22 protein-coding genes are annotated in these 24,790 nt (G+C 59.9%); 19 read left to right on the top strand and 3 right to left on the bottom strand.

Annotated elements, in window-relative coordinates; all coding sequences use genetic code 11:
- Nucleotides 1-9 precede the first annotated feature (9 nt).
- From AC07NR_RS07180 to AC07NR_RS07170, 3 genes are all read left to right on the top strand, one after another.
- Nucleotides 10-1,101 (top strand): polyamine ABC transporter substrate-binding protein, encoded by a 1,092-nt coding sequence (locus AC07NR_RS07180; RefSeq protein WP_495078189.1) that lies wholly within the window; start codon nt 10-12, stop codon nt 1,099-1,101.
- A gap of 25 nt (nt 1,102-1,126) precedes the next feature.
- Entirely contained in the window at nt 1,127-2,737 is a 1,611-nt protein-coding gene (locus AC07NR_RS07175) for a gamma-glutamyltransferase family protein (protein ID WP_495078188.1), read from the top strand.
- A gap of 118 nt (nt 2,738-2,855) precedes the next feature.
- On the top strand, nt 2,856-3,371 hold the full coding sequence (locus AC07NR_RS07170) for a cupin domain-containing protein (protein WP_248739723.1): 516 nt from the start codon (nt 2,856-2,858) through the stop codon (nt 3,369-3,371).
- Nucleotides 3,372-3,559: 188 nt separating this feature from the next.
- Here the strand turns inward: AC07NR_RS07170 and AC07NR_RS07165 are convergent, their stop codons facing one another.
- Nucleotides 3,560-4,348, bottom strand: a complete 789-nt coding sequence (locus AC07NR_RS07165) for a DNA-binding transcriptional regulator (protein ID WP_423203476.1) — start codon at nt 4,346-4,348, stop codon at nt 3,560-3,562.
- A 135-nt stretch (nt 4,349-4,483) separates the two neighbouring features.
- Here AC07NR_RS07165 and AC07NR_RS07160 point away from each other — a divergent pair, with 135 nt between their 5' ends.
- The 11 genes from AC07NR_RS07160 to AC07NR_RS07110 all read left to right on the top strand — a co-directional run bounded on the left by AC07NR_RS07160 (nt 4,484) and on the right by AC07NR_RS07110 (nt 16,862).
- On the top strand, nt 4,484-6,142 hold the full coding sequence (locus tag AC07NR_RS07160) for a bifunctional 3-(3-hydroxy-phenyl)propionate/3-hydroxycinnamic acid hydroxylase (RefSeq protein ID WP_495078187.1): 1,659 nt from the start codon (nt 4,484-4,486) through the stop codon (nt 6,140-6,142).
- Between the two features lies 1 nt (nt 6,143).
- Nucleotides 6,144-7,097: a 3-carboxyethylcatechol 2,3-dioxygenase gene (gene mhpB / locus AC07NR_RS07155; protein WP_495078186.1), complete on the top strand. Its 954-nt coding sequence runs from the start codon at nt 6,144-6,146 to the stop codon at nt 7,095-7,097.
- Nucleotides 7,098-7,113: 16 nt separating this feature from the next.
- Nucleotides 7,114-7,992 carry an alpha/beta fold hydrolase gene (locus AC07NR_RS07150; protein WP_423203473.1) on the top strand — a complete coding sequence of 293 codons (879 nt, stop codon included), beginning with the start codon at nt 7,114-7,116 and terminating at the stop codon, nt 7,990-7,992.
- A gap of 14 nt (nt 7,993-8,006) precedes the next feature.
- Nucleotides 8,007-8,795: a 2-keto-4-pentenoate hydratase gene (mhpD, locus tag AC07NR_RS07145; protein WP_495078185.1), complete on the top strand. Its 789-nt coding sequence runs from the start codon at nt 8,007-8,009 to the stop codon at nt 8,793-8,795.
- 12 nt (nt 8,796-8,807) lie between these two features.
- The gene (locus AC07NR_RS07140; RefSeq protein WP_495078184.1) at nt 8,808-9,743 is read left to right on the top strand and encodes an acetaldehyde dehydrogenase (acetylating); all 936 of its coding nucleotides are present in this window, start codon (nt 8,808-8,810) and stop codon (nt 9,741-9,743) included.
- 10 nt (nt 9,744-9,753) lie between these two features.
- Complete coding sequence (gene dmpG, locus AC07NR_RS07135) at nt 9,754-10,764, top strand: 4-hydroxy-2-oxovalerate aldolase (RefSeq protein ID WP_495078183.1); 1,011 nt, start codon at nt 9,754-9,756, stop codon at nt 10,762-10,764.
- 84 nt (nt 10,765-10,848) lie between these two features.
- A complete protein-coding gene (mhpT, locus tag AC07NR_RS07130; RefSeq protein WP_248739715.1) occupies nt 10,849-12,057 on the top strand; it encodes a 3-(3-hydroxy-phenyl)propionate transporter MhpT in 1,209 nt (402 codons plus the stop codon).
- A gap of 101 nt (nt 12,058-12,158) precedes the next feature.
- On the top strand, nt 12,159-13,214 hold the full coding sequence (locus AC07NR_RS07125; protein ID WP_495078182.1) for an amidohydrolase family protein: 1,056 nt from the start codon (nt 12,159-12,161) through the stop codon (nt 13,212-13,214).
- A 103-nt stretch (nt 13,215-13,317) separates the two neighbouring features.
- Nucleotides 13,318-14,559 (top strand): OprD family porin, encoded by a 1,242-nt coding sequence (locus tag AC07NR_RS07120; protein WP_495078181.1) that lies wholly within the window; start codon nt 13,318-13,320, stop codon nt 14,557-14,559.
- A 211-nt stretch (nt 14,560-14,770) separates the two neighbouring features.
- Nucleotides 14,771-15,841 (top strand): 2,4,5-trihydroxytoluene oxygenase, encoded by a 1,071-nt coding sequence (locus tag AC07NR_RS07115; RefSeq protein ID WP_495078180.1) that lies wholly within the window; start codon nt 14,771-14,773, stop codon nt 15,839-15,841.
- 67 nt (nt 15,842-15,908) lie between these two features.
- A complete protein-coding gene (locus tag AC07NR_RS07110; RefSeq protein ID WP_248739711.1) occupies nt 15,909-16,862 on the top strand; it encodes a fumarylacetoacetate hydrolase family protein in 954 nt (317 codons plus the stop codon).
- Here the strand turns inward: AC07NR_RS07110 and AC07NR_RS07105 are convergent, their stop codons facing one another.
- Nucleotides 16,863-18,158 carry an OmpP1/FadL family transporter gene (locus AC07NR_RS07105; protein ID WP_495078179.1) on the bottom strand — a complete coding sequence of 432 codons (1,296 nt, stop codon included), beginning with the start codon at nt 18,156-18,158 and terminating at the stop codon, nt 16,863-16,865. It lies immediately after the preceding gene.
- 110 nt (nt 18,159-18,268) lie between these two features.
- Nucleotides 18,269-19,342, bottom strand: coding sequence for an amidohydrolase family protein (locus AC07NR_RS07100; RefSeq protein WP_495078178.1), 1,074 nt, complete (start codon nt 19,340-19,342; stop codon nt 18,269-18,271).
- Between the two features lie 195 nt (nt 19,343-19,537).
- On the opposite strand from AC07NR_RS07100, the gene AC07NR_RS07095 reads away from it, so the two are divergent.
- The 5 genes from AC07NR_RS07095 to AC07NR_RS07075 all read left to right on the top strand — a co-directional run bounded on the left by AC07NR_RS07095 (nt 19,538) and on the right by AC07NR_RS07075 (nt 24,755).
- A complete protein-coding gene (locus AC07NR_RS07095; RefSeq protein ID WP_085710178.1) occupies nt 19,538-20,143 on the top strand; it encodes a TetR/AcrR family transcriptional regulator in 606 nt (201 codons plus the stop codon).
- Between the two features lie 169 nt (nt 20,144-20,312).
- Entirely contained in the window at nt 20,313-21,182 is an 870-nt protein-coding gene (locus AC07NR_RS07090; RefSeq protein WP_495078177.1) for an alpha/beta fold hydrolase, read from the top strand.
- A gap of 9 nt (nt 21,183-21,191) precedes the next feature.
- Complete coding sequence (locus AC07NR_RS07085) at nt 21,192-22,202, top strand: VOC family protein (protein ID WP_495078176.1); 1,011 nt, start codon at nt 21,192-21,194, stop codon at nt 22,200-22,202.
- A 13-nt stretch (nt 22,203-22,215) separates the two neighbouring features.
- Nucleotides 22,216-23,967: a bifunctional 3-(3-hydroxy-phenyl)propionate/3-hydroxycinnamic acid hydroxylase MhpA gene (gene mhpA, locus AC07NR_RS07080; RefSeq protein ID WP_495078175.1), complete on the top strand. Its 1,752-nt coding sequence runs from the start codon at nt 22,216-22,218 to the stop codon at nt 23,965-23,967.
- Nucleotides 23,964-24,755, top strand: coding sequence for a 2-keto-4-pentenoate hydratase (locus AC07NR_RS07075; protein ID WP_495078174.1), 792 nt, complete (start codon nt 23,964-23,966; stop codon nt 24,753-24,755). Before mhpA ends, AC07NR_RS07075 begins: the two co-directional genes overlap by 4 nt.
- Nucleotides 24,756-24,790: the final 35 nt, after the last annotated feature.

Raw genomic sequence — 24,790 nt, 5'->3', positions numbered from 1 at the left:
ATATTGACGATGCGTTTATCGAGCGTGTTTGCGGCCCTGTGCTGCGCTGCCGTGGTGCCCATGATCCAGGCTGCCGACCCGGTGGTGAAAGTCTACAACTGGTCCGATTACATTGGCCCCGACACCCTGAAGAACTTCGAGAAAGACAGCGCCATCAAGGTGCAGTACGACATCTTTGACACCAATGAAATGCTCGAGGCCAAGCTGCTTTCCGGGCACTCGGGGTATGACGTGGTGGTGCCTTCCAGCCAGTTTCTGTCGAAGCAGATCCGGGCCGGCGCCTATCAGCCGCTGCAGCGTGAGTTGCTGGATAACTGGAAGCACCTCGACCCGCGTCTGATGCAGCGTCTGGAAGCGGCCGATCCGGGTAACCGCTACGCCGTGCCTTATATGTGGGGCACCGTGGGCATTGGCTACAACGAGGAGAAAGTCCGCGCGGTGCTGGGCAAGGACGTGCCGCTGGATTCCTGGGCCATGGTGTTCGATCCGCAAAACCTTTCCAGGCTCAAAAGCTGCGGCGTGGCCTTTCTCGATGCGCCGGTGAAAATCATTCCTCAAGCCATGCTTTATCTCGGGCTGGACCCCAACAGCGTCAAGCCGGACGACTACAAGCAGGCGTCGAAACTGCTGATGTCCTTGCGACCGTCGGTGACTTACTTCAACTCATCGAAGTACACCGCGGACCTGGCCAATGGCGATATCTGTGTGGCGATCGGTTACTCCGGCGACGTGATGCAGGCCCAGACCCGGGCCCGCGAGGCCGGGAAAAACATCGATATCCGCTACGTCATTCCCAAGGAAGGCGTGAACCTGTGGTTCGACATGCTGGCGATCCCCAAGGACGCCGGCAACGTGGCCAACGCCCATGCGGTGATCAACTATCTGCTGCGACCCGAGGTGATTGCGTCGGTCAGTGACTACGTCGGGTATGCGAACCCGAACAAGGACGCCACGCCTTTGATGGATCCCAAGGTCAGCGGCAACCCGGGGATCTACCCGGGCGACGAAGTGATCAGTCACACCTTTGTCTCCGCCGATCTGCCGGAAAACATCCAGCGCCTGATGACCCGCGAATGGAACCGGATCAAGTCCGGCCAATGAATCCTTGTTTTGAAGAGTCTTTGCCATGCTGAAATTTTCTGCTCACGAGTATCCGTATCCGTCGCAACGCCAAAGCGTGTTTGCCCGTCGAGGCATGGTGGCGGCGTCCCAGCCGCTGGCCGCTCAGGCCGGTATCGAGATGATGCAAAAGGGTGGCAATGCGATCGACGCCGCCATCGCCACGGCGGCAGCGCTGACCGTGGTCGAGCCTACGGGTTGCGGTCTTGGTGGTGATGCTTTTGCTCTGGTCTGGTTCAAGGATCAGTTGCATGGACTCAATGCCAACGGCCATGCGCCTGCAGCTTTGAGCATCGAAGCGGTCAAGGCTGCCGGCCATGAACAGATGCCGCTTTATGGTTGGACGCCGGTGACGGTGCCTGGTTGCCCGTCGGCGTGGGCCGAGCTTTCTCAACGCTTTGGGGTATTACCGTTCGCTGACTTGCTGCAGCCCGCGATCAGCCTGGCGTGGGATGGTTTTCCGCTGTCGCCCGTGGTTGCCCATCAGTGGCAGGTTGCTTTGGATGAGTTCGGTCCCCATCGCGACGCAGTGCTGGACGCCTGGTTCGATACGTTCCTGATTGAGGGCAGGGCGCCGAGGGCAGGGGAGCTGTTTCGTAATCCAGCGCAAGCGCGGACGCTTGAAGAGTTGGCACAGAGCCGCTGTGAAAGTTTGTATCGTGGCGCGTTGGCCCAACGGCTGGATGCCCATTCACGGGCGACTGGCGGGTATCTGCGAGCCACGGATCTGGAACATTACCGTGCGCAGTGGGTGGAGCCGATCCACGTCAACTATCGTGGTGTGGATGTCTGGGAAATTCCGCCAAGCGGCCAGGGTCTGGTTGCATTGATGGCATTGAAGATTCTCGAGGGGTTCGACTTTGATCATCGTGACAGCCAGCAGACGTGGCATCGTCAGCTGGAGGCCATGAAACTCGCCTACAGTGATGGTTTGCACTACATCACCGATCCACTGCACATGCGCGTGGCGGTGGCCGATCTGTTGAATGATGACTACAGCGCACGGCGCCGTGGGCAGATCGGCGATAAGGCACAGCCACCCAAGCCAGGAGATCCTCATGCCAGTGGCACGGTGTATCTGGCAACGGCCGATGGCCAAGGCAACATGGTGTCGTTCATCCAGAGCAATTACCACGGCTTTGGTTCGGGTGTGGTGCTGCCTGACAGCGGCATTGCACTGCAGAACCGGGGGCAGGAGTTCAGTCTTGATCCGGAACACGCCAACTGCCTGGCGCCGGGCAAGAAGACGTTTCATACGATTATTCCGGGCTTCCTGACCCAGGATGGCCAGGCGCTAGGGCCGTTTGGTGTGATGGGCGGGTACATGCAACCTCAGGGGCATGTGCAGATGGTCATGAACCTGGTGGATTTTGGCCTGAACCCGCAATCAGCGCTGGACGCTCCGCGTTGGCAATGGCTGGGGGGAATGAAGGTTGGGATCGAGCAGGGAGCTTCGAGGGATCTGGCCAATGCCTTGATGCGCCGGGGGCATGAGGTGCAGATTGACTGTGATCTGACGGATTACGGCCGGGGGCAGATCATTCTTTGTGATCCGGTCAGTGGCGTGCTGTGTGGCGGGACTGAGCCGAGGGCGGATTCGCATATTGCGGCGTGGTAAAGCCAAAAGTAAAAGTGCAGCGAACGTCTTCGAATGTGAAGCCATTATAGGTTAACTACACTAAATGACCGTTTAGTCGAGTTATTACAGGCTGTATTGAAAATCGTTGGAGCAGGTCATGAATCCACACTCGATTACTGCGTCAAACCTGATCGCATCACTGGACCTTGAACCTCACGTCGAAGGCGGATTCTTTCGCAGAACCTATCAGGCCGACCACCGGGACATGCTCGAAACAACGGGCGGACCGCGTTATCTGATGACGTCGATTTACTACCTGTTGACCGAAGATTCACCGGTCGGCCAGTTTCATTTCAACCAGTCGGACATCCTGCATTATTTCCATCTGGGCGATGCCATCGAGTACAGCCTTATTCACGCTGACGGTTCGTTGCAGACATTCGTGATGGGCAGCGACATTCTGGCAGGACAACATCTACAGCTGCACGTACCGGGCGGAATCTGGAAAGCCTCCAGACTGCTCGATGGCGAGAACGGATTTGGCTTGATCAGCGAAGCGGTTTCGCCAGGGTTTGATTTTGCGGACATGGAAATGGGGAATCGGCAGAAACTCACAGCGCAGTATCCACAGCATCGAGCGCTGATTGAAAAGCTGACGCGTGATGAGGATTGAGAGCCGTACATTTGAAATGGATCGTGTGATCACCTGGCATCATGCGGCATGGTGCTTTGGAGAGAGATGTTGGAGATTGAAATCGTGTGCGCAACCGGGCTGATCTCGTAATACTTTGTTACGTGTAATGTATATTATGTTAAATTATGTGTCAGAGCGGAACTTTACGAAACCTGCTTTATGGCCTGTCACTCCGATTCGCCACTCAACTCAACCTGGATCTTTCGCACCACACTGTGCATCGCTGGCAGGTAACGCCGAGCCGCTTCATCCACCGACATTGCCTTGGCGATGTACACCAGGTTCAGACAACCCATTAGCCGCGACTCATGCGTGATCGGAATGGCGATGGCGGCGATCTTGCGCTCCTGGCCCCAGTGGGAATTATTTTCTCCGTATCCCTTGCTTACCGTATGTTCCACCAACCTTTCAATAAAACGCCGGTCCGCTGCCAGCGCGGATTGCTCGTCTTCGCGGCTGATCATCAACTCAATCAGTTCTTCACGTTCGGCCGGCGGGCAAAAAGCGAAGTAGGCACGCCCGGTGGCGGTCATCAACAACGGCAGGCGCCGCCCGACCATGGAACGGTGGAACGAAAGGCGACTGAAGCGATGGGTAGTCTCGCGAATCACCATGGCGTCGCCGTCCAGGGTGCACAGATCGGTGGGCCAGACTACCTCCTGCAGTAGCTCGCCCAGCAGCGGTGCCGCGATGGACGAAATCCACTGCTCATCGCGAAAACCCTCACTCAATTCCCGCACTTTCAGGGTCAGCCGATAGCTGTCGTCGGACTCGCTACGCCGCACGTAACCCTCGGCCTGCAAGGTCTCCAACAGGCGCCTGACGGTGGTGCGGTGCAGCCCACTCTGCTCGGCCAGTTGTGCCGTGCTGGCGCCGCCGTCGAAGCGATTCAGGCCGTTGATCAGGGCCAGGCCGCGCATCAATCCACGTACGGCCTTGTATTCGGTCTCGCTCATCGAATCGCTCCGTTCTGCTTGTAAATCAACGTTGTGCACCTGGTGCACACTAACAAGGGTTGTCGTTGTCGACCAGCCCGACCATTTCCATACTGCGCCCAACAAGAAATCCAAAAGCGCTGTAGGGAGATATCCATGAGTTCTGCACCCACGCCTACCCCATTGGAGCTGAGCACCGACGTCGCCATCGTCGGCGCCGGTCCCGTCGGCTTGATGATCGCCAATTACCTTGGCCAGTGTGGCGTGAAAGTCACTCTGGTGGAAAAACTCGACAGCCTGATCGACTACCCCCGCGCCATTGGCCTGGACGATGAAAGCTTGCGTACCTTCCAGGCGGTGGGCCTGGCCGACGCCGTGCTGCCCCACACCACCCCTTGGCACGCAATGCGCTTCCTTACTCCCAAGGGTCGCTGCTTCGCCGATATCCAGCCCAAGACCGATGAATTCGGCTGGCCACGACGCAACGCCTTCATCCAGCCCTTGGCCGACCGCGTGCTGTTCGACGGCCTGCAACGCTTCGATAACGTCAAAGTACTTTTCAGTCGCGAACTGGAGAGCTTCGAACAAAGCGACAGCGCCGTTGTGCTCAACCTCAAAGATCAAAACGGTCGCGGCGAGCGCCTGAATGCCCGCTACCTGATCGGTTGCGACGGCGGCAACAGCCTGGTGCGGCGCAGCCTGGACATCAGCTTCGAAGGCAAGACCGCGCCGAACCAGTGGATCGTGGTCGATATCGCCAACGATCCGCTGGGCACCCCTCATGTCTACCTGTGCTGCGACCCGGTGCGCCCTTACGTTTCCGCTGCCCTGCCCCATGGCGTTCGGCGTTTCGAGTTCATGGTCATGCCCGGAGAGACGGAAGCCGAGCTGAGCAAACCGGAAAACTTGCGCAAGCTGCTCGGCAAAGTCTTGCCCAACCCGGACCACATCGAGCTGATCCGTAGCCGCGTCTACACCCACAACGCCCGTCTGGCCGGTCGTTTCCGTCAGGGGCGGGTGCTGCTGGCCGGCGATGCCGCGCACATCATGCCGGTCTGGCAAGGCCAGGGTTACAACAGCGGCATGCGCGACGCGTCCAATCTGGCGTGGAAACTGGCGATGGTGATCCAAGGCCTGGCCGCCGATAGCCTGCTCGACAGCTACGAACAGGAACGTCGCGACCACGCCAAGGCAATGATCGATTTGTCAGTGCTTGCCGGTCACGTACTGGCGCCGCCCAAGCGCTGGCAAGGTACCTTGCGCGATGGTGTGTCCTGGTTGCTGAACTATCTGCCGCCGGTCAAACGCTTCTTCCTGGAAATGCGCTTCAAGCCGATGCCGCAATACACCAAGGGCGCACTGATCGCCGCACAAGACAGCGCCTCGCCGGTGGGCAAAATGTTCATCCAGCCGCAGGTGCTCACCGAAGCCGGCGAGCGGCTGCTGCTCGATGAAGTGATCGGCAAGCATTTCGCAATCATTGCCTGGGGCTGCGATCCGACCTGGGGCCTTTCGGCTGCGCAAATCGAACAGTGGCAGGCGCTGGGTACGCGCTTCATTCAGGTGCTGCCGGACGTCCAGCTCAAGGCCGCCAGCGATGCCGGCAAAGGCGTGATTCGCGTCGGTGACAGCACCGGCCGGATCCGCGAGTGGTTCGCCCACGGTGCCTCGTCCATCGCCCTGGTACGCCCGGACCGTTTTGTTGCCGGTTTGGCCATTCCGCAAACCGTGGGTCAGGCCTGCGATCAGTTGATCCTTGCGCTCAAGGCTCTGCCGCAACCGGCCGCGACTTTCGTCGCCAGCAAGGTGGCCTGAGATGAGCGCTTATCTGCATTGCATGTCCCACACGCCGCTGGTGGGGTTCGTCGACCCCGAACCGCAGGTGCTGGCCGAAATTGACGGCATGACCGCCGCGGCCCGTGAGCGTATTGCCCGCTTCGCCCCGGAGCTGATCGTGCTGTTCGGCCCGGACCACTACAACGGCTTTTTCTACGACGTGATGCCGGCGTTCTGCATCGGTATGGCTGCCCATGCAATCGGCGATTTCGGCACGGCTGCCGGTGAACTCGACGTGCCCAAGGCGCTGGCTGAATCGTGCGCCCAGGCGGTGCTCAATGCCGGGGTCGACACCGCCGTCTCGTATTGCATGCAGGTCGACCATGCCTTCGCTCAGCCACTGGAATTGTTGCTTGGCGGTTTGCAAGGCTGTCCGGTAATCCCGGTGTTCATCAATTCAGTGGCGGTCCCTCTGCCCGGCTTCAAGCGTGCCCGCTTGCTAGGCGAGGCCATCGGTCGATGGGCTAAAACGTTGAACAAACGTGTGCTGTTTCTGGCCTCCGGCGGCTTGTCGCACCAGCCTCCGGTGCCGGAGCTGGCCAAAGTCGATGCGCGTATGGCGGACCGACTGATGGGCAGCGGCCGCGATCTGCCTGCCGATGAGCGCCTGGCCCGCCAGAACCGGGTCATCCAGGCCGCGAGGGATTTCGTTCAGGACCAGCACTGCCTGCATCCGCTCAACCCGACCTGGGACCAGGGCTTTCTCGACAGTCTCGAACAGGGTCGCCTGAGCGACTTCGATGGGCTGGGCAATGACGAACTGTCGGCACTGGCCGGCAAGTCCACCCACGAAGTGAAAACCTGGGTCGCGGCGTTCGCCGCCCTCTCCTCCTTCGGCCCGTACCAGACCGAAGACCGCTACTACCGACCGATCCCTGAATGGATCGCCGGCTTCGCCAGCCTCGGCGCACGACCACAGCACAACCATCACTGAATTTCGAGGAACTGCCATGACTGCCACTGGATTCACCGAAGCTTCCACCAGCCGCTTTGCCCGCATCAAGGAAGGCGACCTGGACCTGCAACTGCATTACAACGATGTCGGTCCAATCCCCGAAAATCCGGGCGCCGAAACCGTGGTCATGCTCCACGGTTCTGGTCCCGGTGCCAGCGGCTGGGCCAACTTTCACTGCAACATCGAGCCCTTGGTCAACGCCGGCTACCGGGTGATCCTGATGGACTGTCCTGGCTGGAGCAAAAGCGATCCGGTGGTCTGCGATGGCTCGCGCTCGGACCTCAATGCCCGCGCCCTGAAAGGCCTGATCGACGTGCTGGACCTGGACCGCGTGCACATCATCGGCAACTCCATGGGTGGCCACAGCACCGTGGCGTTCGCCCTCGCCTACCCGCAACGCATCGGCAAACTGATCCTGATGGGCGGCGGCACCGGCGGCCCGAGCGCCTTCGTCCCGCAACCCACCGAGGGCATCAAGCTGATCGGCGCACTGTACCGCGAGCCGACCATCGACAACCTGAAGAAGATGATGAACGTCTTCGTCTTCGACGCCAGCAGCATCACCGACGCGATGTTCCAGACCCGCCTGGACAACATCCTGGCGCGCCGCGATCACCTGGAAAACTTCGTCAAGAGCAGCACCCTGAACCCCAAGCAGTTCCCGGACTTCAGCCATCGCCTGCACGAGATCAAGGCCCGCACCCTGATTGTCTGGGGCCGCGAGGACCGCTTCGTGCCGATGGACACCGGCCTGCGCCTGCTGGCCGGCCTGCCCGACGCGCAACTGCACGTGTTCAACCGTTGCGGCCATTGGGCCCAGTGGGAACACGCCGACACCTACAACCGCCTGGTGCTGGATTTCCTGACCCATTGATGACCGAGGCCACCATGACCCTGAATCAAGCCACACTGGAGCAACTGGCAAGCGACCTGCGCCAGGCCCAGGCCCACGGCGAAGCCATCGCGCCTTTGCGCGAACTGATCGGCGAAGACAATGCAGACGCCGCCTACGCCATTCAGCGCCTGAACATTGCTCACGCGGTGGGCAATGGCAACCCCGTAATCGGCCGGAAGATCGGCCTGACCAATCCCAAGGTCCAGCAGCAACTGGGTGTGGATCAGCCTGACTTCGGCACCCTGCTCGCCGACATGCGCTATGACCACAACGATCGTGTACCGATCGGTCGCGTGATGCAGCCGAAGATCGAGGCGGAAATCGCCCTGATCCTCGAGCGTGACCTGCCGAGCACCGAGACCACTTTCGCCGATGTACTGGCCGCCACCGGTTGGGTCGCTGCGGCGCTGGAAATCGTCGGCAGCCGGATCCAGAACTGGAACATCCGCTTCGTCGACACCGTGGCCGACAACGCCTCCAGTGGCTGTTTCGTCCTCGGCGAAAGCACCCGCCAGATCGGCGGCCTCGACCTGCAGGCAGCCACCATGCGCATGACCCGCAAAGGCGAGGAAGTATCCAGCGGCATCGGCGCCGAATGCCTGGGCCATCCACTCAATGCTGCGGTCTGGCTGGCTTGCACCATGGCCCGCCTGGGCGATCCGCTGCGCGCCGGCGACATCATTCTGACCGGCGCACTCGGGCCGATGGTCGCGGTCGCTGCCGGTGACCGTTTTGAAGCCGAGATCGACGGTATCGGTCGTGTCGCGGTCGACTTTGCATAAGGGGCAACAACCATGAACAAACTCAAAGTCGCGATCATTGGCTCGGGCAACATCGGCACCGATTTGATGATCAAGATCCTGCGTAACGCCACGCATCTGGAAATGGCGGTGATGGTCGGCATCGACCCTGCCTCCGACGGCCTCGCCCGCGCCCAGCGTATGGGCGTGGCAGTGACACACGAAGGTGTCGAAGGCCTGGTGCGCATGGACGAGTTCCAGAACATCGATTTTGTTTTCGACGCTACCTCGGCTGGCGCCCACGTGAAGAACGATGCGTTCCTGCGCTCGGTCAAACCCGGCATCCGCCTGATAGATTTGACCCCGGCAGCCATCGGTCCGTATTGCGTGCCGGTGGTCAACCTGGAACAGAATCTGGCTCAGCCAAACGTCAACATGGTGACCTGTGGTGGCCAGGCGACCATCCCTATGGTCGCGGCGGTGTCGCGGGTGGCCAGGGTGCATTACGCCGAGATCGTCGCCTCGATCGCCAGTAAATCCGCCGGCCCCGGCACCCGTGCCAACATCGACGAGTTCACAGAAACCACTTCCAGGGCCATTGAAGTGATCGGCGGTGCAGCCAAGGGCAAGGCAATCATCGTGATGAACCCGGCCGAGCCGCCGCTGATGATGCGCGACACCGTGTTTGTGCTGTCCGAAGCCGCCGATCAGGCGCAAATAGAGGCTTCCGTCGAGGAGATGGCGGCGGCAGTGCAAGCCTATGTGCCGGGCTATCGCCTCAAGCAAAAAGTGCAGTTCGACGTGATTCCAGAACACGCGCCACTGAACATTCCGGGCCTCGGACAATTTTCCGGGCTCAAGACTTCGGTGTTCCTCGAAGTCGAAGGCGCCGCCCATTACCTGCCCGCCTACGCCGGCAACCTCGACATCATGACCTCCGCTGCCTTGGCCACCGCCGAGCGCATGGCGCAGTCGATGCAAAAGGCTTGAGGAGAATTTCATGAACGGCAAAAAACTCTACATCTCCGACGTGACCCTACGCGACGGCAGCCATGCCATCCGACATCAGTACTCGCTGCAAAATGTTCAGGACATCGCGCGCGCACTGGACAAGGCCAGGGTCGATTCGATCGAAATCGCCCACGGCGACGGCCTGCAGGGTTCGAGTTTCAACTATGGCTTTGCTGCCCATACCGATCTGGAATGGATCGAAGCAGCGGCCGATGTCATTGAGCACGCCAAAATCACCACCCTGCTGCTGCCGGGGATCGGCACCGTGCATGACCTCAAGGCCGCCTACAACGCCGGAGCCCGGGTGGTGCGCATCGCCACCCATTGCACCGAAGCGGATGTCTCGAAACAGCACATCGAGTACGCCCGCGAGCTGGGCATGGACACCGTCGGTTTTTTGATGATGAGCCACATGATCCCGGCCGAGCAGCTCGCCGCGCAGGCCAGGCTGATGGAAAGCTACGGCGCGACCTGCGTGTACATGGCCGACTCCGGTGGTGCGATGAACATGCAGGACGTGCGCGATCGTTTCCGCGCGTTCAAGGCGGTGCTCAAGCCGGAAACAGAGACGGGGATGCATGCCCACCACAATCTGTCGCTCGGCGTGGCCAACTCGATCACCGCCGTCGAGGAAGGCTGCGATCGCATTGACGCCAGTCTCGCCGGTATGGGTGCCGGCGCCGGCAATGCGCCGCTGGAAGTGTTCATCGCCGCCGCCGAGCGCCTGGGCTGGAACCACGGCACCGACCTCTACACCCTGATGGACGCCGCCGACGACATCGTGCGTCCGTTGCAGGACCGCCCGGTGCGGGTCGATCGCGAAACCTTGGCCCTCGGTTACGCCGGGGTCTACTCCAGTTTCCTGCGCCACGCCGAAATTGCCGCCGCCAAATACGGCCTCAAGACCCTCGACATTCTTGTCGAGCTGGGCAAGCGGCGCATGGTCGGCGGCCAGGAAGACATGATCGTCGACGTCGCGCTGGACCTGCTCAAACGCTGACCCCTGTACCACCCCGGCCGACCGTCCACGCAGCGGTCGGTCGGTTCTGCTTTGCCCATTACAACAATAAAACGGGTACTTCCCATGACATCGCTGAACGTGACAACCACCACGCTGTACATGGCACGGACCATCAGTCTTTGCTTCCTCGTCGCCCTCATGGAAGGCCTCGACCTGCAAGCCTCGGGGATCGCCGCCCAAGGCATGGCGGCAGCCTTCCAGCTGGACAAACTGCACATGGGCTGGGTCTTCAGCGCCGGGATTTTCGGTCTGTTGCCCGGTGCATTCCTCGGTGGCCTGCTGGCCGATCGCATCGGCCGCAAACGGGTACTGATGGCCTCGGTGGCACTGTTCGGGCTGTTCTCCCTGATCACGGCCATGGCCTGGGACTTCAACAGTTTGATGATTGCCCGTTGCCTCACCGGCGTGGGGCTCGGTGCCGCCCTGCCCAACCTGATCGCCCTGACCAGTGAAGTGGCCGGCCCGCGTCTGCGTGGCACTGCCGTCAGCCTGATGTACTGCGGCGTGCCGCTGGGTGCGGCACTGGCAGCCAGCATCGGCATCGCTGACCTCGCCGGCGGCTGGCAGGTAGTGTTCTACGTCGGTGGCGTGGTGCCGCTGTTGATCGTGCCGCTGTTGGGGCTGTATCTGCCGGAGTCGGCGCAGTTTCGCAACGCCCGTGAATCTGCTCCGACCGGAGTGGTCCGGGGTCTATTCCGAGAAGGAGCGGCGCTGCCGACGCTAATGATCTGGGTCAGTTACTTCTTCACCCTGATGGTGGTGTACATCCTGATCAACTGGCTGCCCAGCCTGTTGGTCGGCCAGGGCTTCAGCGGCCGCCAGGCCAGTTGGGTCATGCTGGCACTGCAGTTTGGCGCGGCCTTCGGCACCTTGTTGCTGGGTTGGGTGATGGACCGGTTGCCGGCCTGGGCCCTGTCCGCGCTGATCTACGTCGGCATTCTCGGTTCATTGATGGCTCTGGGTCTGGCCAGTCGGTGGGAAAGCATGCTGGCAGCCGGTTTCGTCGCCGGTTTCTTTGCCACCGGCGGTCAATGCGTGCTGTATGCCCTGGCACCGCACTTCTATCGTCCGACGATTCGCGCCACAGGCGTCGGCAGCGCCGTCGCCATCGGCCGCCTGGGTGCCATGAGCGGCCCCTTGGTCGCCGGCAAAATGCTCGCACTCGGCACCGGCACCACCGGGGTGATGATGGCTTCGGCACCCGGCATCGTCATCGCCGCCCTGGCGATGTTCTACCTGTCGGTACGGCGCAACGGCGCTCAAATCGACTGAAACCCCTTTCTCGAACCCCGTGCTAGAACAGTACGGGGCTGCTCCATAACCCTGAATTGAACACCGCCCTGTTCAAATTCGTCGCTGACAAGGAAACCGCCATGAAACGCAGAGACTTCCTGAACGCTACAGGCGTAGCCATTTCCGCAGGTGCTGTCATGTCCGTAATGCCTGCCGTCGCTTCTACCGCTTCACCTTTTTCGGATGGAATGATCAACACGAATGCCCGGCGCATTGACGTACACCATCACTTCGTTCCGGATTTCTGGGCGGCCGACCTGGCTAAAAATGGCGGCGATCCGTCAGGCTGGAAAATGCCAGCCTGGAACCCCGTCTCGGACATCGAGTTCATGGACAGCCTGGGCATCGACATGGCCATGCTCTCGCTCACTGCGCCGGGTGTCGCGGGCTGGAAGGGGCAGGCGGCCCTGTATATGGCGCGTCGCGTCAATGAATACGCCGCGCAACTTGCCAGTGATCATAAAGGGCGCTTTGGCAGCTTTGTGACCCTGCCGATGCAAGACATCGAAGGTGCCTTGAAGGAGCTGGAACACGCCATGACGGTGTTGAAAGCCGAAGGCGTGATTCTGCTTTCAAACTACGACGGTCTCTACCTGGGCGACGCCCACTTCGATCCGGTCTGGCAGGCTTTGGAAGCCTACAAGGCTGTCGTGCTCATCCACCCGACTCAACCCAGGCTGGAACTTATCCCTGGCATTCCTGGCCCCACGGCGGATTATCCTTTTGATACGACCCGCGCGGCATTGAGCCTGCTGGCGAATCGAGTACCTGCCAAATACCCTGACGTCAAAATCATTCTGTCCCACGCTGGCGGTTTCATTCCCTACGGGGCTGATCGATTTGCGCAAAGCCTGGGCAATCTTGGCCTGGGGTTTACCCCTCAAGAACTGATCAGTCAGATGCAGAACTTCTATTTCGATACTGCACTGTCCGCCAGTGCAACCGTGCTGCCGAGTCTGATGGCGTTCGCGCGCCCCGGTCATGTGCTCTTTGGCAGTGACATACCCTATGCAATCAACGACAAAGTTAAATGGTTCACACATAACCTAGACACTTACCAGGGTTTCTCCAAAGGTCAGTTAAGTGCCATCAATCGTCAATCCGGCCTGACGTTATTTCCACATCTAAAAAACTGAACACGCAATAAATCCACCTCGCCGACCTCGTTTGTCGGCGAGGCGGATTCGTTCGCCTTTCATTCAGTACACGCCTATCAATAACAACAAAATGAAGGCCAAAATGAACAAAAATTTTGTACTGACGACCCTCGTCGCCATCAGTTCATCCTTGCAGGCAAATGACTTCATCAGCGATAGCTCTGCAAAACTGACGTTACGCAACTTCTATTACGATAGGGATTATCGCGATGGCAGTGGCCAGTCCCAGGCACAAGAGTGGGCACAGGGTTTCATATTCAACTATGCCTCGGGCTATACCGAAGGCACGATCGGTTTGGGTTTGAATGCCGTCGGAATGCTCGGCGTGAAGCTTGATTCAGGCCCTGGTAGAACCGGCACCGGCATACTGGCGTATAACGCCTCGACTCACGAAGTTGCAGATGATTATTCCAAATTCGGCCTGGCTGCCAAGGCGCGCTACTCAAAGACAGAGGTGCAACTGGGCACACTGCAACCCTTGATGCCTGTGTTGCTGGCTAACACCATGCGGTTGTTCCCGCCTTTACTGCGGGGGGGCTACCTGACGTCCAAAGAAATGGATGGGTTAACGTTGCATGTTGCGCATCTGGATCGCATCAAATATCGCGACTCCACTGATTTTGAACCCATGGCAATCGCCAATCCCAACCGCCGATTCAAGGCCGGGGCGACCTCAAACGATTTGAATATTGTCGGGGCTGACTACAACTGGTCGAAAACCCTTACTACCCGCTATTACCACGCCACGCTTAACGATCTGTATGAGCAGGACTATATCGACCTGGTGCATTTCCTGGACCTTGGGCACAGCCGTTTAAAGACCGATTTACGTTATTTCAACAGTCGTGAAAACGGCAATGAAAAAGCGGGAGCCGTCGATAACCAAACGTTGAGCAGTATGTTTACCTGGCTGGCGGGTGCTCATTCCCTGGGCGTGGGTTACATGCAACTCACGGGCGATACGGCCCTGCCCTACGTTTCAGGTACGAGTGTCAACGTCAACACCGAAGGCGCATTGGTCTCCGAGTTCGTTAATCCCAACGAGCGTGTGATGCAAATTCGGTACGACTACGACTTTGCGGCTTTAGGCATTCCCGGGCTGCGCGGTATGTGGCGCTACATCAAGGGCGATCACATTGAACTGCCAGGCGATGCCATCGGCAGCAAAGAACGCGAACGTGGAATAGAGCTCTCTTACGTGATTCAAAGCGGCACGTTCAAGGATGTGGCATTCAGGATTCGTCAGGCCGACTACAACAGTGACTTTGCGCGTAACGTCGGCGAGTTGAGAGTCAATGTGGATTACTCTGTCCAATTGTGGTGAGTATGAGACGGGAGCTTTCGGGCAAAAGCAGACAGTCAATGTTCGCGGGTCTGATTTCTTGAGATCAGAAGAGACCTTCACAAAATCGATCTCGGCCTGGTCCGGAAAATTTATGTTTTCCGGCTCCCACCAAGGTGACATATTTGACTCAAATTGAACGATCGTGTTCAACTTGCGCTGCGCCACACTCTCGCGTCCAGAGGCTCCCATAGTGAAGCTCAATCCCGCACAGCCAGCACGCCACGACGCTCCCACCGTACGCGCTCGCGCACTGACTCATCTGATTTTCGAACGGCCGGATCTGGAACGGACCGAGCGCTTTCTTAAGGACTTCGGGCTGCTGACGGTTCTGCGCAATGCGGATCTGCTGCTTTTACGTGGCACCGGACCGACGCCCTATTGCTATCGCGTACATCGCGGCAAGAAGCCACGTTTTATTGGTTTCGGTCTGAGTGTCGGTTCCCGTACCGACCTGGAGCGTCTGAGCTTGCTACCACAAGCCTCACCCATCATGCCGTGCGATCACCCCGGCGGTGGCGAACAAGTCATCTTGCGCGACCCGTCCGGTTTTCTCGTCGAGGCCCTTCATGGTCAGTCAGTGGTTGGCGCCCGGCCCCATCGCCCGGCCTTGCCGCTCAACCTCGGGGATAGCGTGGTACGCATCAATGCAACCCAGCGTCCGCCAATGGTTCCCCCGGAGATCATTCGCCTTGGCCATCTCGTGCTGGAAGTGGCGGACTTCCAGCGCACCTGCGCCTGGTACACACAACACTTCGGATTCATTCCCAGCGACGTGCAGTTGCTGCCTGACGGTTCGCCGGCGGTGGCCTTCCTGCGTCTGAATCTGGACGACACGCCAGCCGACCATCACACGCTGGCCCTGGCCCAGGGATTCATGCCGGCCTACAGCCATAGCGCTTATGAGGTGGTCGATCTGGACGCCGTCGGCATGGGCCAGAAGGTTCTTCGGGACCAGGGTTGGCGCCATGCCTGGGGTATTGGCCGGCACATTCTTGGAAGCCAGATCTTCGATTACTGGCAGGACCCGTTCGGCGACAAGCACGAGCACTATTGTGATGGTGACCGGTTCACTGCCGACCAGCCCACAGGTCTACACAGTGTCAGCGCAGCGGCGATGTCCCAGTGGGGCGAATCCATGCCCAGAAGTTTTACCAAACCGAAACTGACACCGGCGAATGTTCTTTCCTTGTTCCGCCATCTTCGCCGCAGTCCGGATCTGAGCGTGCGCAAGCTGATCACACTGGCACGCCTGTTCGCCTGATTTTGCAGCGTCACAAACCACACGAGGTTGGCGCTGGCCCCCTCCTCACCCCCCAGGAGTCGTTGTCATGGCTGTGCAGGTTGTCCGTTTCGAATATCAGAACACCGTCCAATGGGGACGTATTCACAATCAGCGCATCACGCCCGTTTCTGGGCAATACGCGACAACCGGCGAGTTCATCCGGCAAGTCAGCATCGAGCAGTTGCGCGACCTGAAGAGCCCGACACTCGACCTCAATCAAGTGCGGCTGCTCTCCCCGGTCACCCGCAACCAGCAGTTTGTCTGTCAGGGTGCCAACTACCGTCAGCACATGATCGAGTCCGGGATGGATCCGGACGCCAAGTCGTACAACATGATGTTTACCAAGGCAGCCAGTTGCATTTGCCCGGCCGACAGCGACCTGATCAAGCCACGCCATGTCCGCTTTCTCGACTACGAGATCGAGTTGGGCCTGGTCATGCGCAGCGACATCAACGGCCCGGTCCAGATTGACGACAGCAACCTGCACCAGTTCGTGGCCGGACTGGTCATCGTCAATGACTATTCGGCGAGGGACATCCAGATTCCGCAGATGCAGTTCTACAAAGGCAAAAGTTTCCGCACCTTCGGCCCGGTCGGGCCTTATTTGTGTCTGTTGGAAGCCAACCAGATGCACTACCTCAAGGCCTTGCAGCTGCGCCTGACCGTCAACGACCAACTGCGCCAAGACGACAATACCGCGAACATGGTTTACCCCCCTGCGCAGACCCTGACAGAACTGTCTGCCGTGCAAGATCTCGCGGCCGGAGACCTGATTGCCACAGGCACTCCGGCCGGCTGTGCGCTGGCCATTCCATCACCCGCCACCCAGCGCATTGCCGCCCTGCTGCCCGAGGCCCTCAAGTGGAAACTGTTTCTGAAGGCCCAGGCCCGTCGCGAGCGCTACCTCAAGCCGGGCGACAGGGTCGAGGCGAGAATCCGTAGCGCGGACGGCATTGTCGATCTGGGTGTCCAGCGCAATCTTGTCGTCGAGCAAGACTGATCAGAAGCTGTGATTCAACTGCAGCCCAAGGCCATTGACCGTGTTCTGGTAGGTGGCGCTGTAACCCGGACGCAGCCCGCCCTGGGACGTGTCCTGTGAAACCTTCACCGGATCTTCGTGGATGTAGCCGTATCCCAGATCCAGAGAGGTCTGATCGGTCATCTGCCAGTTCAGGCCAACCGTGAAAATCTTCCGGTCTCCCGTTGGTGCACGGGTGGACGTGTACTGATTGGGCATCGGCGTCGGCTCATAGGCGATCCCGCCACGAACCTTCCATTGCTTGTTCAGGCGATAGGCTATGCCGGTGGAGAACGACCAGGTGTCACGCCACTTCAGGGTTTCGAGGATCGTATCGAAAGGGCCATAGGCCTGTGGCACGCCGGAGTTCAGCACCCTCAATTCCTGCACGCGGCTCCAGCGACTCCACAACGCGCCGGCGGAGACATCCAGTCGTTCATTGATGCGCCAGGTCGCCGAGGCATCGACCGTTTCCGGTGAAGTGAAATCCAGGCTCGCGTCATATTTACCGTTGAGTCCCGGCAGCCCCAGCACCGGGATCGGTGCCAGCAATCCATTGGCACCGGAGACCTTGGTCTTTCCGCTCAGGTTGTAATCGACTCTGGAGTGATAGGTGAGCCCCAGGGTCAGGTCGTCGAGCGGGTCGAACAGGATGCCCAGACTGAAGCCCATTGCCGTGTCGTCGCCGGTGACTTTGACGGTCCCGTCGCCCTGCCCGCCCACCGCGCTGTTGGCGATCTTGCTTTCGAGCAGCCCGTCGATGCGGTTGATCGTCGGCCCAAACCCCACGGACAGTCGATCATTGATCCGGTAACTGACCGTCGGCTGCAAGGTGACGACCTTCACCTGAGTCTGCGAGCTGCGGTAGCGTCCCTGGAAGTTGCTTTCGTAGTCCGTGCTCCCGCCAAACGGGGCGTAAACCCCGAAACCCACGTGCCAGTCCTCGTTGAGTTGCAGCGTGTAGAAGCCCGACGGCACGACGATCGGATCAGGCACCATATCGCCGTGCGAAGTGCCCGACACCGTGGTATTGACGTTGCTGATGCGCGAACTGACATCGATGAAACTGAGACCGCCACTGACGTGTTCACCCGCCAGGCGGGACATGCCGGCGGGGTTGCCGTAAACGATCGAGGCGTCCTGCACATCAGAAGCCCGACCGGAATAAGCCTTGCCTCCCGAGCTGATGCTCTGTTCGTTGATTTGCAGGCCGTTGGCCAGGAGTTGAGTGGAGGTGAGGCAAAGCCCCAGCACGCAAAGCTGATTTCTTATTGTCATGATCTGGCTCTTGTTATTTTTTTGGTGGGTGCGAACACCCAAGGCACGCGGATGGATCGTTGGATTCAATGATGTGAAGCGTCGCCGGCCATCCATGGCGACGGGTTGATTCAGCGTTTGCGCATCCGCTCGGCCAGCGCACCGATCGGTCGGGTCATGCTGCGTCGCAAGCGTTGAGAGAAGGATTCGCCCTCATAGATCGGTGCCGGGGTGACCACTTCATTGGGCTGGCTGTACTGCGGAAAAAGACTGAGTGCATGGGCCCGGTTGATGCCATGCATGATCGCCGGCGACCACATCTCCAGGCTTTCCAGCGTCCGGCACTGCAGCGCCGTGGCGGGAGCCGGGGCGAAGGGAAAGTCACTGCCGAAAAGAATGTGTGACGGTTCCACCAGCTCCTTGAGCGCCGCCATGGAATAAGGTGATGGTGACAACGCCGTGTCGAAGTAAAAGCGACGGATGTAGGTCATGACGCCTTGCGGCGCGTGTTGCTGAAATTCCGGCAACATGTTGGCCAGCGAAACACGCCAGGCCACAAACGGCAGGAAGCCGCCGGAGTGGGACAGAATCCAGCGAATGCCGGGATAGCGCTCCATGGTCCCGCTGAGGATCAGATTGACCGCCGCGCGCGTGGTATCGCAGAGAAACTCGATGAGAAATCCCGGGGTCTGCAGACCGATGCTTTCGCTGGTCTGGTGCATGTTGGGATGGATGAATACCACGGCTTTTCGGCGGTCGAGTTCGGCCATCAGTTCGTCGAAGCGCGGATCACCCAGAAACACCCCGTCGGTGCTGCCCAGCAAAACAATGCCCTCTGCCTTGAGCACGTCCAGCGCGTGAATGGCTTCACGGCAGGCGGCCTCGGTGAACGGCATCGGCAGCACCGCGAAGTTGCCGAAGCGGCTCGGGTAGCGCGTGCGCATCTGCGCGGCGAACTCGTTGCAGCGTCGCGCCAGCTCGCTGGCCTGTTGGACCCCGTCACCGAAGTGGACGCCGGGCGCAGACAGCGAGGTGATCGCCCGTTCGATGCCGTTCGCATCCATCACCTCAATGGATTTTTCCGGGGTCCAGTCTGGCAGCGGCGCACCCGCAACGGAGTGCAGCCCTCTGGTATTCATCGCATCGACGAATGCGGGGGGAATGATGTGATGGTGGACATCGATACGGCCTTGCTTGATTGACATGCTGACTCTCTTGTTTGGGCTTCGACCGAGCGCCTGCGGCCATTGGGTAAAGAGCTGTGCTCGGTGGGCGTACAACTTTCGAGATCAATATTGAACATTTGTGTTCAATTATGTCAATGATCGGCAAACGCTGATTTGCTTTATTTTGAACGCGCTTGTTCAATGTCCGGAATCTCTCCGTTGGAGCTCATTGCTTTGAAACTCAGTCCCGTGCAGAAGCGCATCCATGAAGCTGCGATCCGGCTGTTTGTCGAGAAACGTGTCGAAGAGGTCAATGTCAGCGAACTGGCACAGATCGCCGGGGTAGCGCGCGGCACGATCTACAACAACCTCAACTCGGTGGAGACGCTGTTCGAAGATGTCGCCAGCCAGCTCAGTGCCGAGATGAACGACAGGGCCGCGCGCAGTACGGATCCCCATGCATCCCCCGCCGTCCGCTTGGCCACCGGTATCCGCCTGTATATCCGCCGCGCCCATGAAGAGCCGCACTGGGGAGCCTTTATCGTGCGCTACGGGGCCAGCAATGAGACGCTGCAACAGATGTGGAGCGGCCCACCCATGCACGATGTGCTCAGCGGCCTGAGCAGTGAGCAATACAGCTTTCGACAGGAGCAACTGCCTTCGGTGATGGCGATGATCGGTGGCGGCGTGCTGGGGGCCACGATGCTGGTACTTCAGGGGCACAAGACCTGGCGCGACGCGGGTTCCGATATGGCCGAATTCGTTCTCAGGGCGCTCGGCGTGCCAGCCGATGAAGCGCGCGGCATAGCTACACAGGATCTGCCCCTTCTCGCAGCCTGAAGTCCTACGCTGACTTTCTTGAGCCAGATCCCTTGGGGAGTCTGGCTTTTTTATTGCCCGCAAAAAAGACAATTGAACACTGTTGTTCAATTCTAATCTTGAGTGTTAGAGTCTGTCGCAAGCACTGACCCACCGCCCGGGTCGAAGTGCCTTACGCCAGGAACTGACAATGAACAATAAAGAACCTCTTCCTGCCCTGACCTCGCGAACGGTACAAGTGGGTCGTCGGCAGATTTTCATCAGCGAAACGGGCGTCGGCCATCCCCTGCTGATGCTTCATGGTGGCGGAGCGGGAGCCTCGGGGCTCTCAAACTACTCGCGCAATATCGAATCGCTTGCCCGGCAGTTCCGCGTCATTGTGGTCGACATGCCCGGTTACGGCCGCTCCACCAAAGGTGTGGATCGCAAGGACCCCTTCGGCGATCTGGCGGGGGCGATGCTCGGCCTGCTCGACACCCTGAACATCAGCAGCGCCCACGTGGTGGGCAACTCTTTGGGTGGTGCCTGTGCCTTGCGCATGGCGCTGGATGCACCCGGCCGGGTGTCGGCTTTGGTGCTGATGGGCCCCGGTGGCGTCAATACCACTCGCAGCCTGCCGACACCCGGTCTCAAGCTGTTGCTCGAGTACTACAACGGTGAAGGCCCGACGCTGGCCAAGATCACGCGTTTTATCCGCGACTACCTGGTGTATGACGGCAGCCAGGTCAGTGACGAAATGATCCGCGAACGTTTCGAGGCGAGTATCGACCCGCAGGTCATTGCGGCCCCTCCCCTGCGCCGGCCAACCGGTATTCCCCGCTTCTCGCGCTGGGACTTCACCCGCGATTCACGCCTCAAGCATTGCCAGGTTCCGACCCTGGTGCTTTGGGGCGCGCAAGACAAGGTCAACCGTCCCAGCGGTGGCGAGGCGCTACGCAGTCGCATGCCAGATTGCAACCTCTACCTGTTCAGCCGGACCGGTCATTGGGTGCAGTGGGAACGTGCGGACGAATTCAACTCCGTGACCCTGGCGTTCCTCGCCAGTCGCACAGCGCGCTGAGTTGTCGTCATGAACAATCAAGCAACGATCAGTCGAACAACGCCGGACATCTTCGGCGCCAGCAGCATGGGCTATGCGTTGATCGAGTCTCGCCACCTGGCGCGTTGGCGTGAGCTGCTCCAGCACGGCATCGGTCTGCACCTGGCCAGTTCGGACGAGCAAACCCTGGCTTTCCGTATGGATCAGCACCAGCGGCGGATCATTATCCAGCGCGGCCCGCAGGAAGATTTTCTCGCCGTCGGCTGGCAATTACGCGACCAGGCCACCCTCGACGAAGTGCTCAAGCGCCTGCAACGCCTCGGTATCCAAGCGCAGCCCAGCCAACCGGAAGAAGCCGCACAACGCGGCGTGAAAAGGTTCTGGCGGGTGCTCGGCCCCAAACGCATGGCCGTCGAGCTGTTCTGGGAGCCGCTGCTGAGCGACAAGCCCCTGAACATGCTCAGTGCAGGTTTCATCACCGGTTCCGCCGGAATGGGCCACTTGGCGATCACCTCGCGCAAACCACAGCAGATGCAGCGCTTCTGGCAGGAAATATTTGATGCCAGAGCCAGCGACCACATCGTCGAGCGGATTGCCGGAGTGACCCTGGACATTGACTTCTTCCGGGTCAACGAACGTCACCACTCGATTGCCATCGCCCGCTTGCGTGGCCTGCCGATGGATCCGATTCGTACCCGCGTACAGCACATGAACATGCTGACCACCTCGGTCGGTGAACTGACCAACGCCTATTTGCGTTGCCGGACCCTCGGTTTCGAAATGGCCCACGAAATCGGAGAGCACCCCAACGACCGTGAGCAATCGTTCTACGTGATGAGCCCCAGCGGTTTCGAGCTGGAACTGGGTTGCAACGCCAGGGTGGTCGATGAGGCTCTTTGGCGCACAACCTCCTATCAAGGCATCAGCCTTTGGGGGCATCGCCCGGAGAAAAGCGGTGCCTGGCACACGTTGACCACCAACCTGGCCAACTTCGCCCGCGGCACACGTTCGTTGCTCAAGTCCGAATATTCACCGCTGTAAGAGAGATATCGTCATGAATAACAAAAACGAGTCTGTAACGAGCGTCGATGTGATTATTTCCGGGCTTGGCCCGACGGGCGCCACGCTCGCGCATCTGCTCGGCAAGCGAGGTCTGTCGGTGCTCGTACTGGAACGCGAGCCGATGTTTTACGGCAACGCCCGTGCGGTCTATACGGACGACGAATGCATGCGCGTCATGCAGGCGGCCGGTGTTGCCGCCGAGCTTTCAGCCAACATGCAAGTCGATACACCCGCTCAATGGGTGCTGGCCAATGGCAAGATCCTCGGCCAGTACTGGCGCCTCGATCGCCCTTACGGCTGGCCGATCATCAACTTCCTTTACCAGCCCTGGCTGGAAACCACGCTGAGCGATCTGCTCGAGCGTTACCCCAATGTGCGGGTTGCCCGTGGTCGTGAACTCACGCAGTTCACCCAGGATGAACATGGGGTGACCGTGACCCATCAGGCCACCAGCACCTTCCGCTTCAGTGATGCGACGGATGCCCGGCAGGCATCCGAAGTCGATCCCGACCCGCAAACCATTCGCGGGCGCTATCTGGTGGGGGCTGACGGCGGCCGCAGTACGGTTCGTGAGGCCTTGGGCATCGGCATGAGCGGCAAGAACTTTCCCGAACCCTGGCTGGTGGTCGACCTGGAGATGAAGGAAGGCGAGGACGCCTTGCGTCATCTGCCCTACTTCAGCTTTATCTGCGACCCTGAATGCCCGACAGTCTGCTGTCCTCAGCCCGGTCGTTTCCATCGTTTCGAATTCATGCTGATGCCCGGCCAGACTCGCGAACAGATGGAAGACCCGACCGTGGTGCGCAACCTGATCAGCCGTTACGTCGATCCGGACAAGTTCGAGGTCAAACGCAAGCTGGTCTACACCTTCAACGCGCTGGTGGCGAAGGATTGGCGCAAGGGCCGGGTATTGATTGCCGGCGATGCTGCCCACATGACGCCGCAGTTCATGGGCCAGGGCATGAGCTCCGGTGTGCGTGACGCCTACAACCTGGCCTGGAAAATCGACGCCGTGATCAAGGGGCAAGCCGGTGAGCGACTGCTTGACACCTATGGCAGCGAACGCTTCCACCATGCCAAGGCGATGATTGATATTTCGGTGCAGATGAAGGACTTCGTCTCGATGTCCAGTCCGGTTTCCAGCCTGATGCGCAACCTGCTGGTCAAGACCGTCCTGGCGACACCATTTCTCGGCCGCTATGTTCGCGAAGGCCGTTTCAAACCGGCCCCGACCTATGTCCCTGACAGCTATCTGGGCATGCCACGCCGCCACCGGCGCTCGCCGGAAGGCCGGATGATTCCGCAACCCGAAGTCCGCACCTTCAAGGGCCTGCGCGTATTGCTCGATGACCTGCTGGGCGACGGTTTTGCCTTGATCGGTCTTGAAGTCGATCCACGCGCCCACCTGAGTCAGGCCTCCCGGAAATTGCTGGATATCCAGAACACGCGTTTCGCCACCCTCTTCCCGTTCGGCACCCGTCCACAGGGCGCCGACACCGACCGTTCCAATACCAGTGAATTGCTCGAACTGGAGGACGTGCAGGGCGAGATGGTGGCCTGGTTCAAACGCTCGGGGTTCTCCAGCGGAGCCATCGCCGTGGTGCGCCCGGACAAATTCACCTTCGCCATGGTCGAAGCTGCGGATCTGGATCGGGCCATCAACGAACTCAAGTTCCAGCTGCAATGGAGCCCCGGCGCTGAAGTCGTCGCAGACGAGCCCCGCCTGCTGAGGAAAATCGCATGAGCCAGTTCCCTCTGAAGCCTCTGCAAGACGCCGCCGCTGCCTTGGCCAGAGCACGGGAGCAACGCGAACCCTGTGCACGGATCTCGTCCACTTTCGGTATCGATTCGTTGACCGGCGCCTATGCCGTACAGGAGATCAACACCCAACGGGCCCTGGCCCAGGGACGGCGTCTGGTCGGCCGTAAAATCGGACTGACTTCGTCTGCCGTGCAACAGCAACTGGGCGTCGATCAACCGGATTTCGGCATGCTGTTCGCCGATATGGAAATCGCCGATGGCGGTGAAATCCAGATCAGTCAGTTGATCCAGCCCAAGGCCGAAGGCGAGATTGCGTTCGTTCTGGGCCGCGATCTTGCGTATGAAGATACGACCCTCGCGGAACTGCTGCGGGCGGTGGAGTACGTGGTGCCTGCGCTGGAAATCGTCGACTCGGCCATCGAGAACTGGAACATATCGCTGGTGGACACGGTGGCGGACAACGCTTCATCAGGGTTGTATGTGTTGGGTAAACAGCCGACTCCACTTGCCTCCCTGGACCTTCGGCTGGAAGGCATGCTGCTGGAAAAAAATGCCGCCACGGCGTCGATCGGTGTCGGTGCCGCATGCCTCGGCAATCCGGTGGACGCCTGCCTGTGGCTGGCTCGCACCATGGCCCGGATGGGCCGTCCCTTGCAGGCCGGCGACGTGCTGCTCTCCGGCGCCCTGGGGCCGATGACACCTGTCGTGGCCGGGGACAGCCTGCGCTTGCACCTGACCCGACTTGGCCAGATCCGTTGCCGCTTCATCTGACCTGCCCGTCCTTCTGCGCCGGGCTGTCGTGGCCT

It is taken from the genome of Pseudomonas sp. GW821-FHT09C09 (genome assembly GCF_059418105.1).
This window is presented reverse-complemented; position numbering and strand designations above follow the sequence as displayed.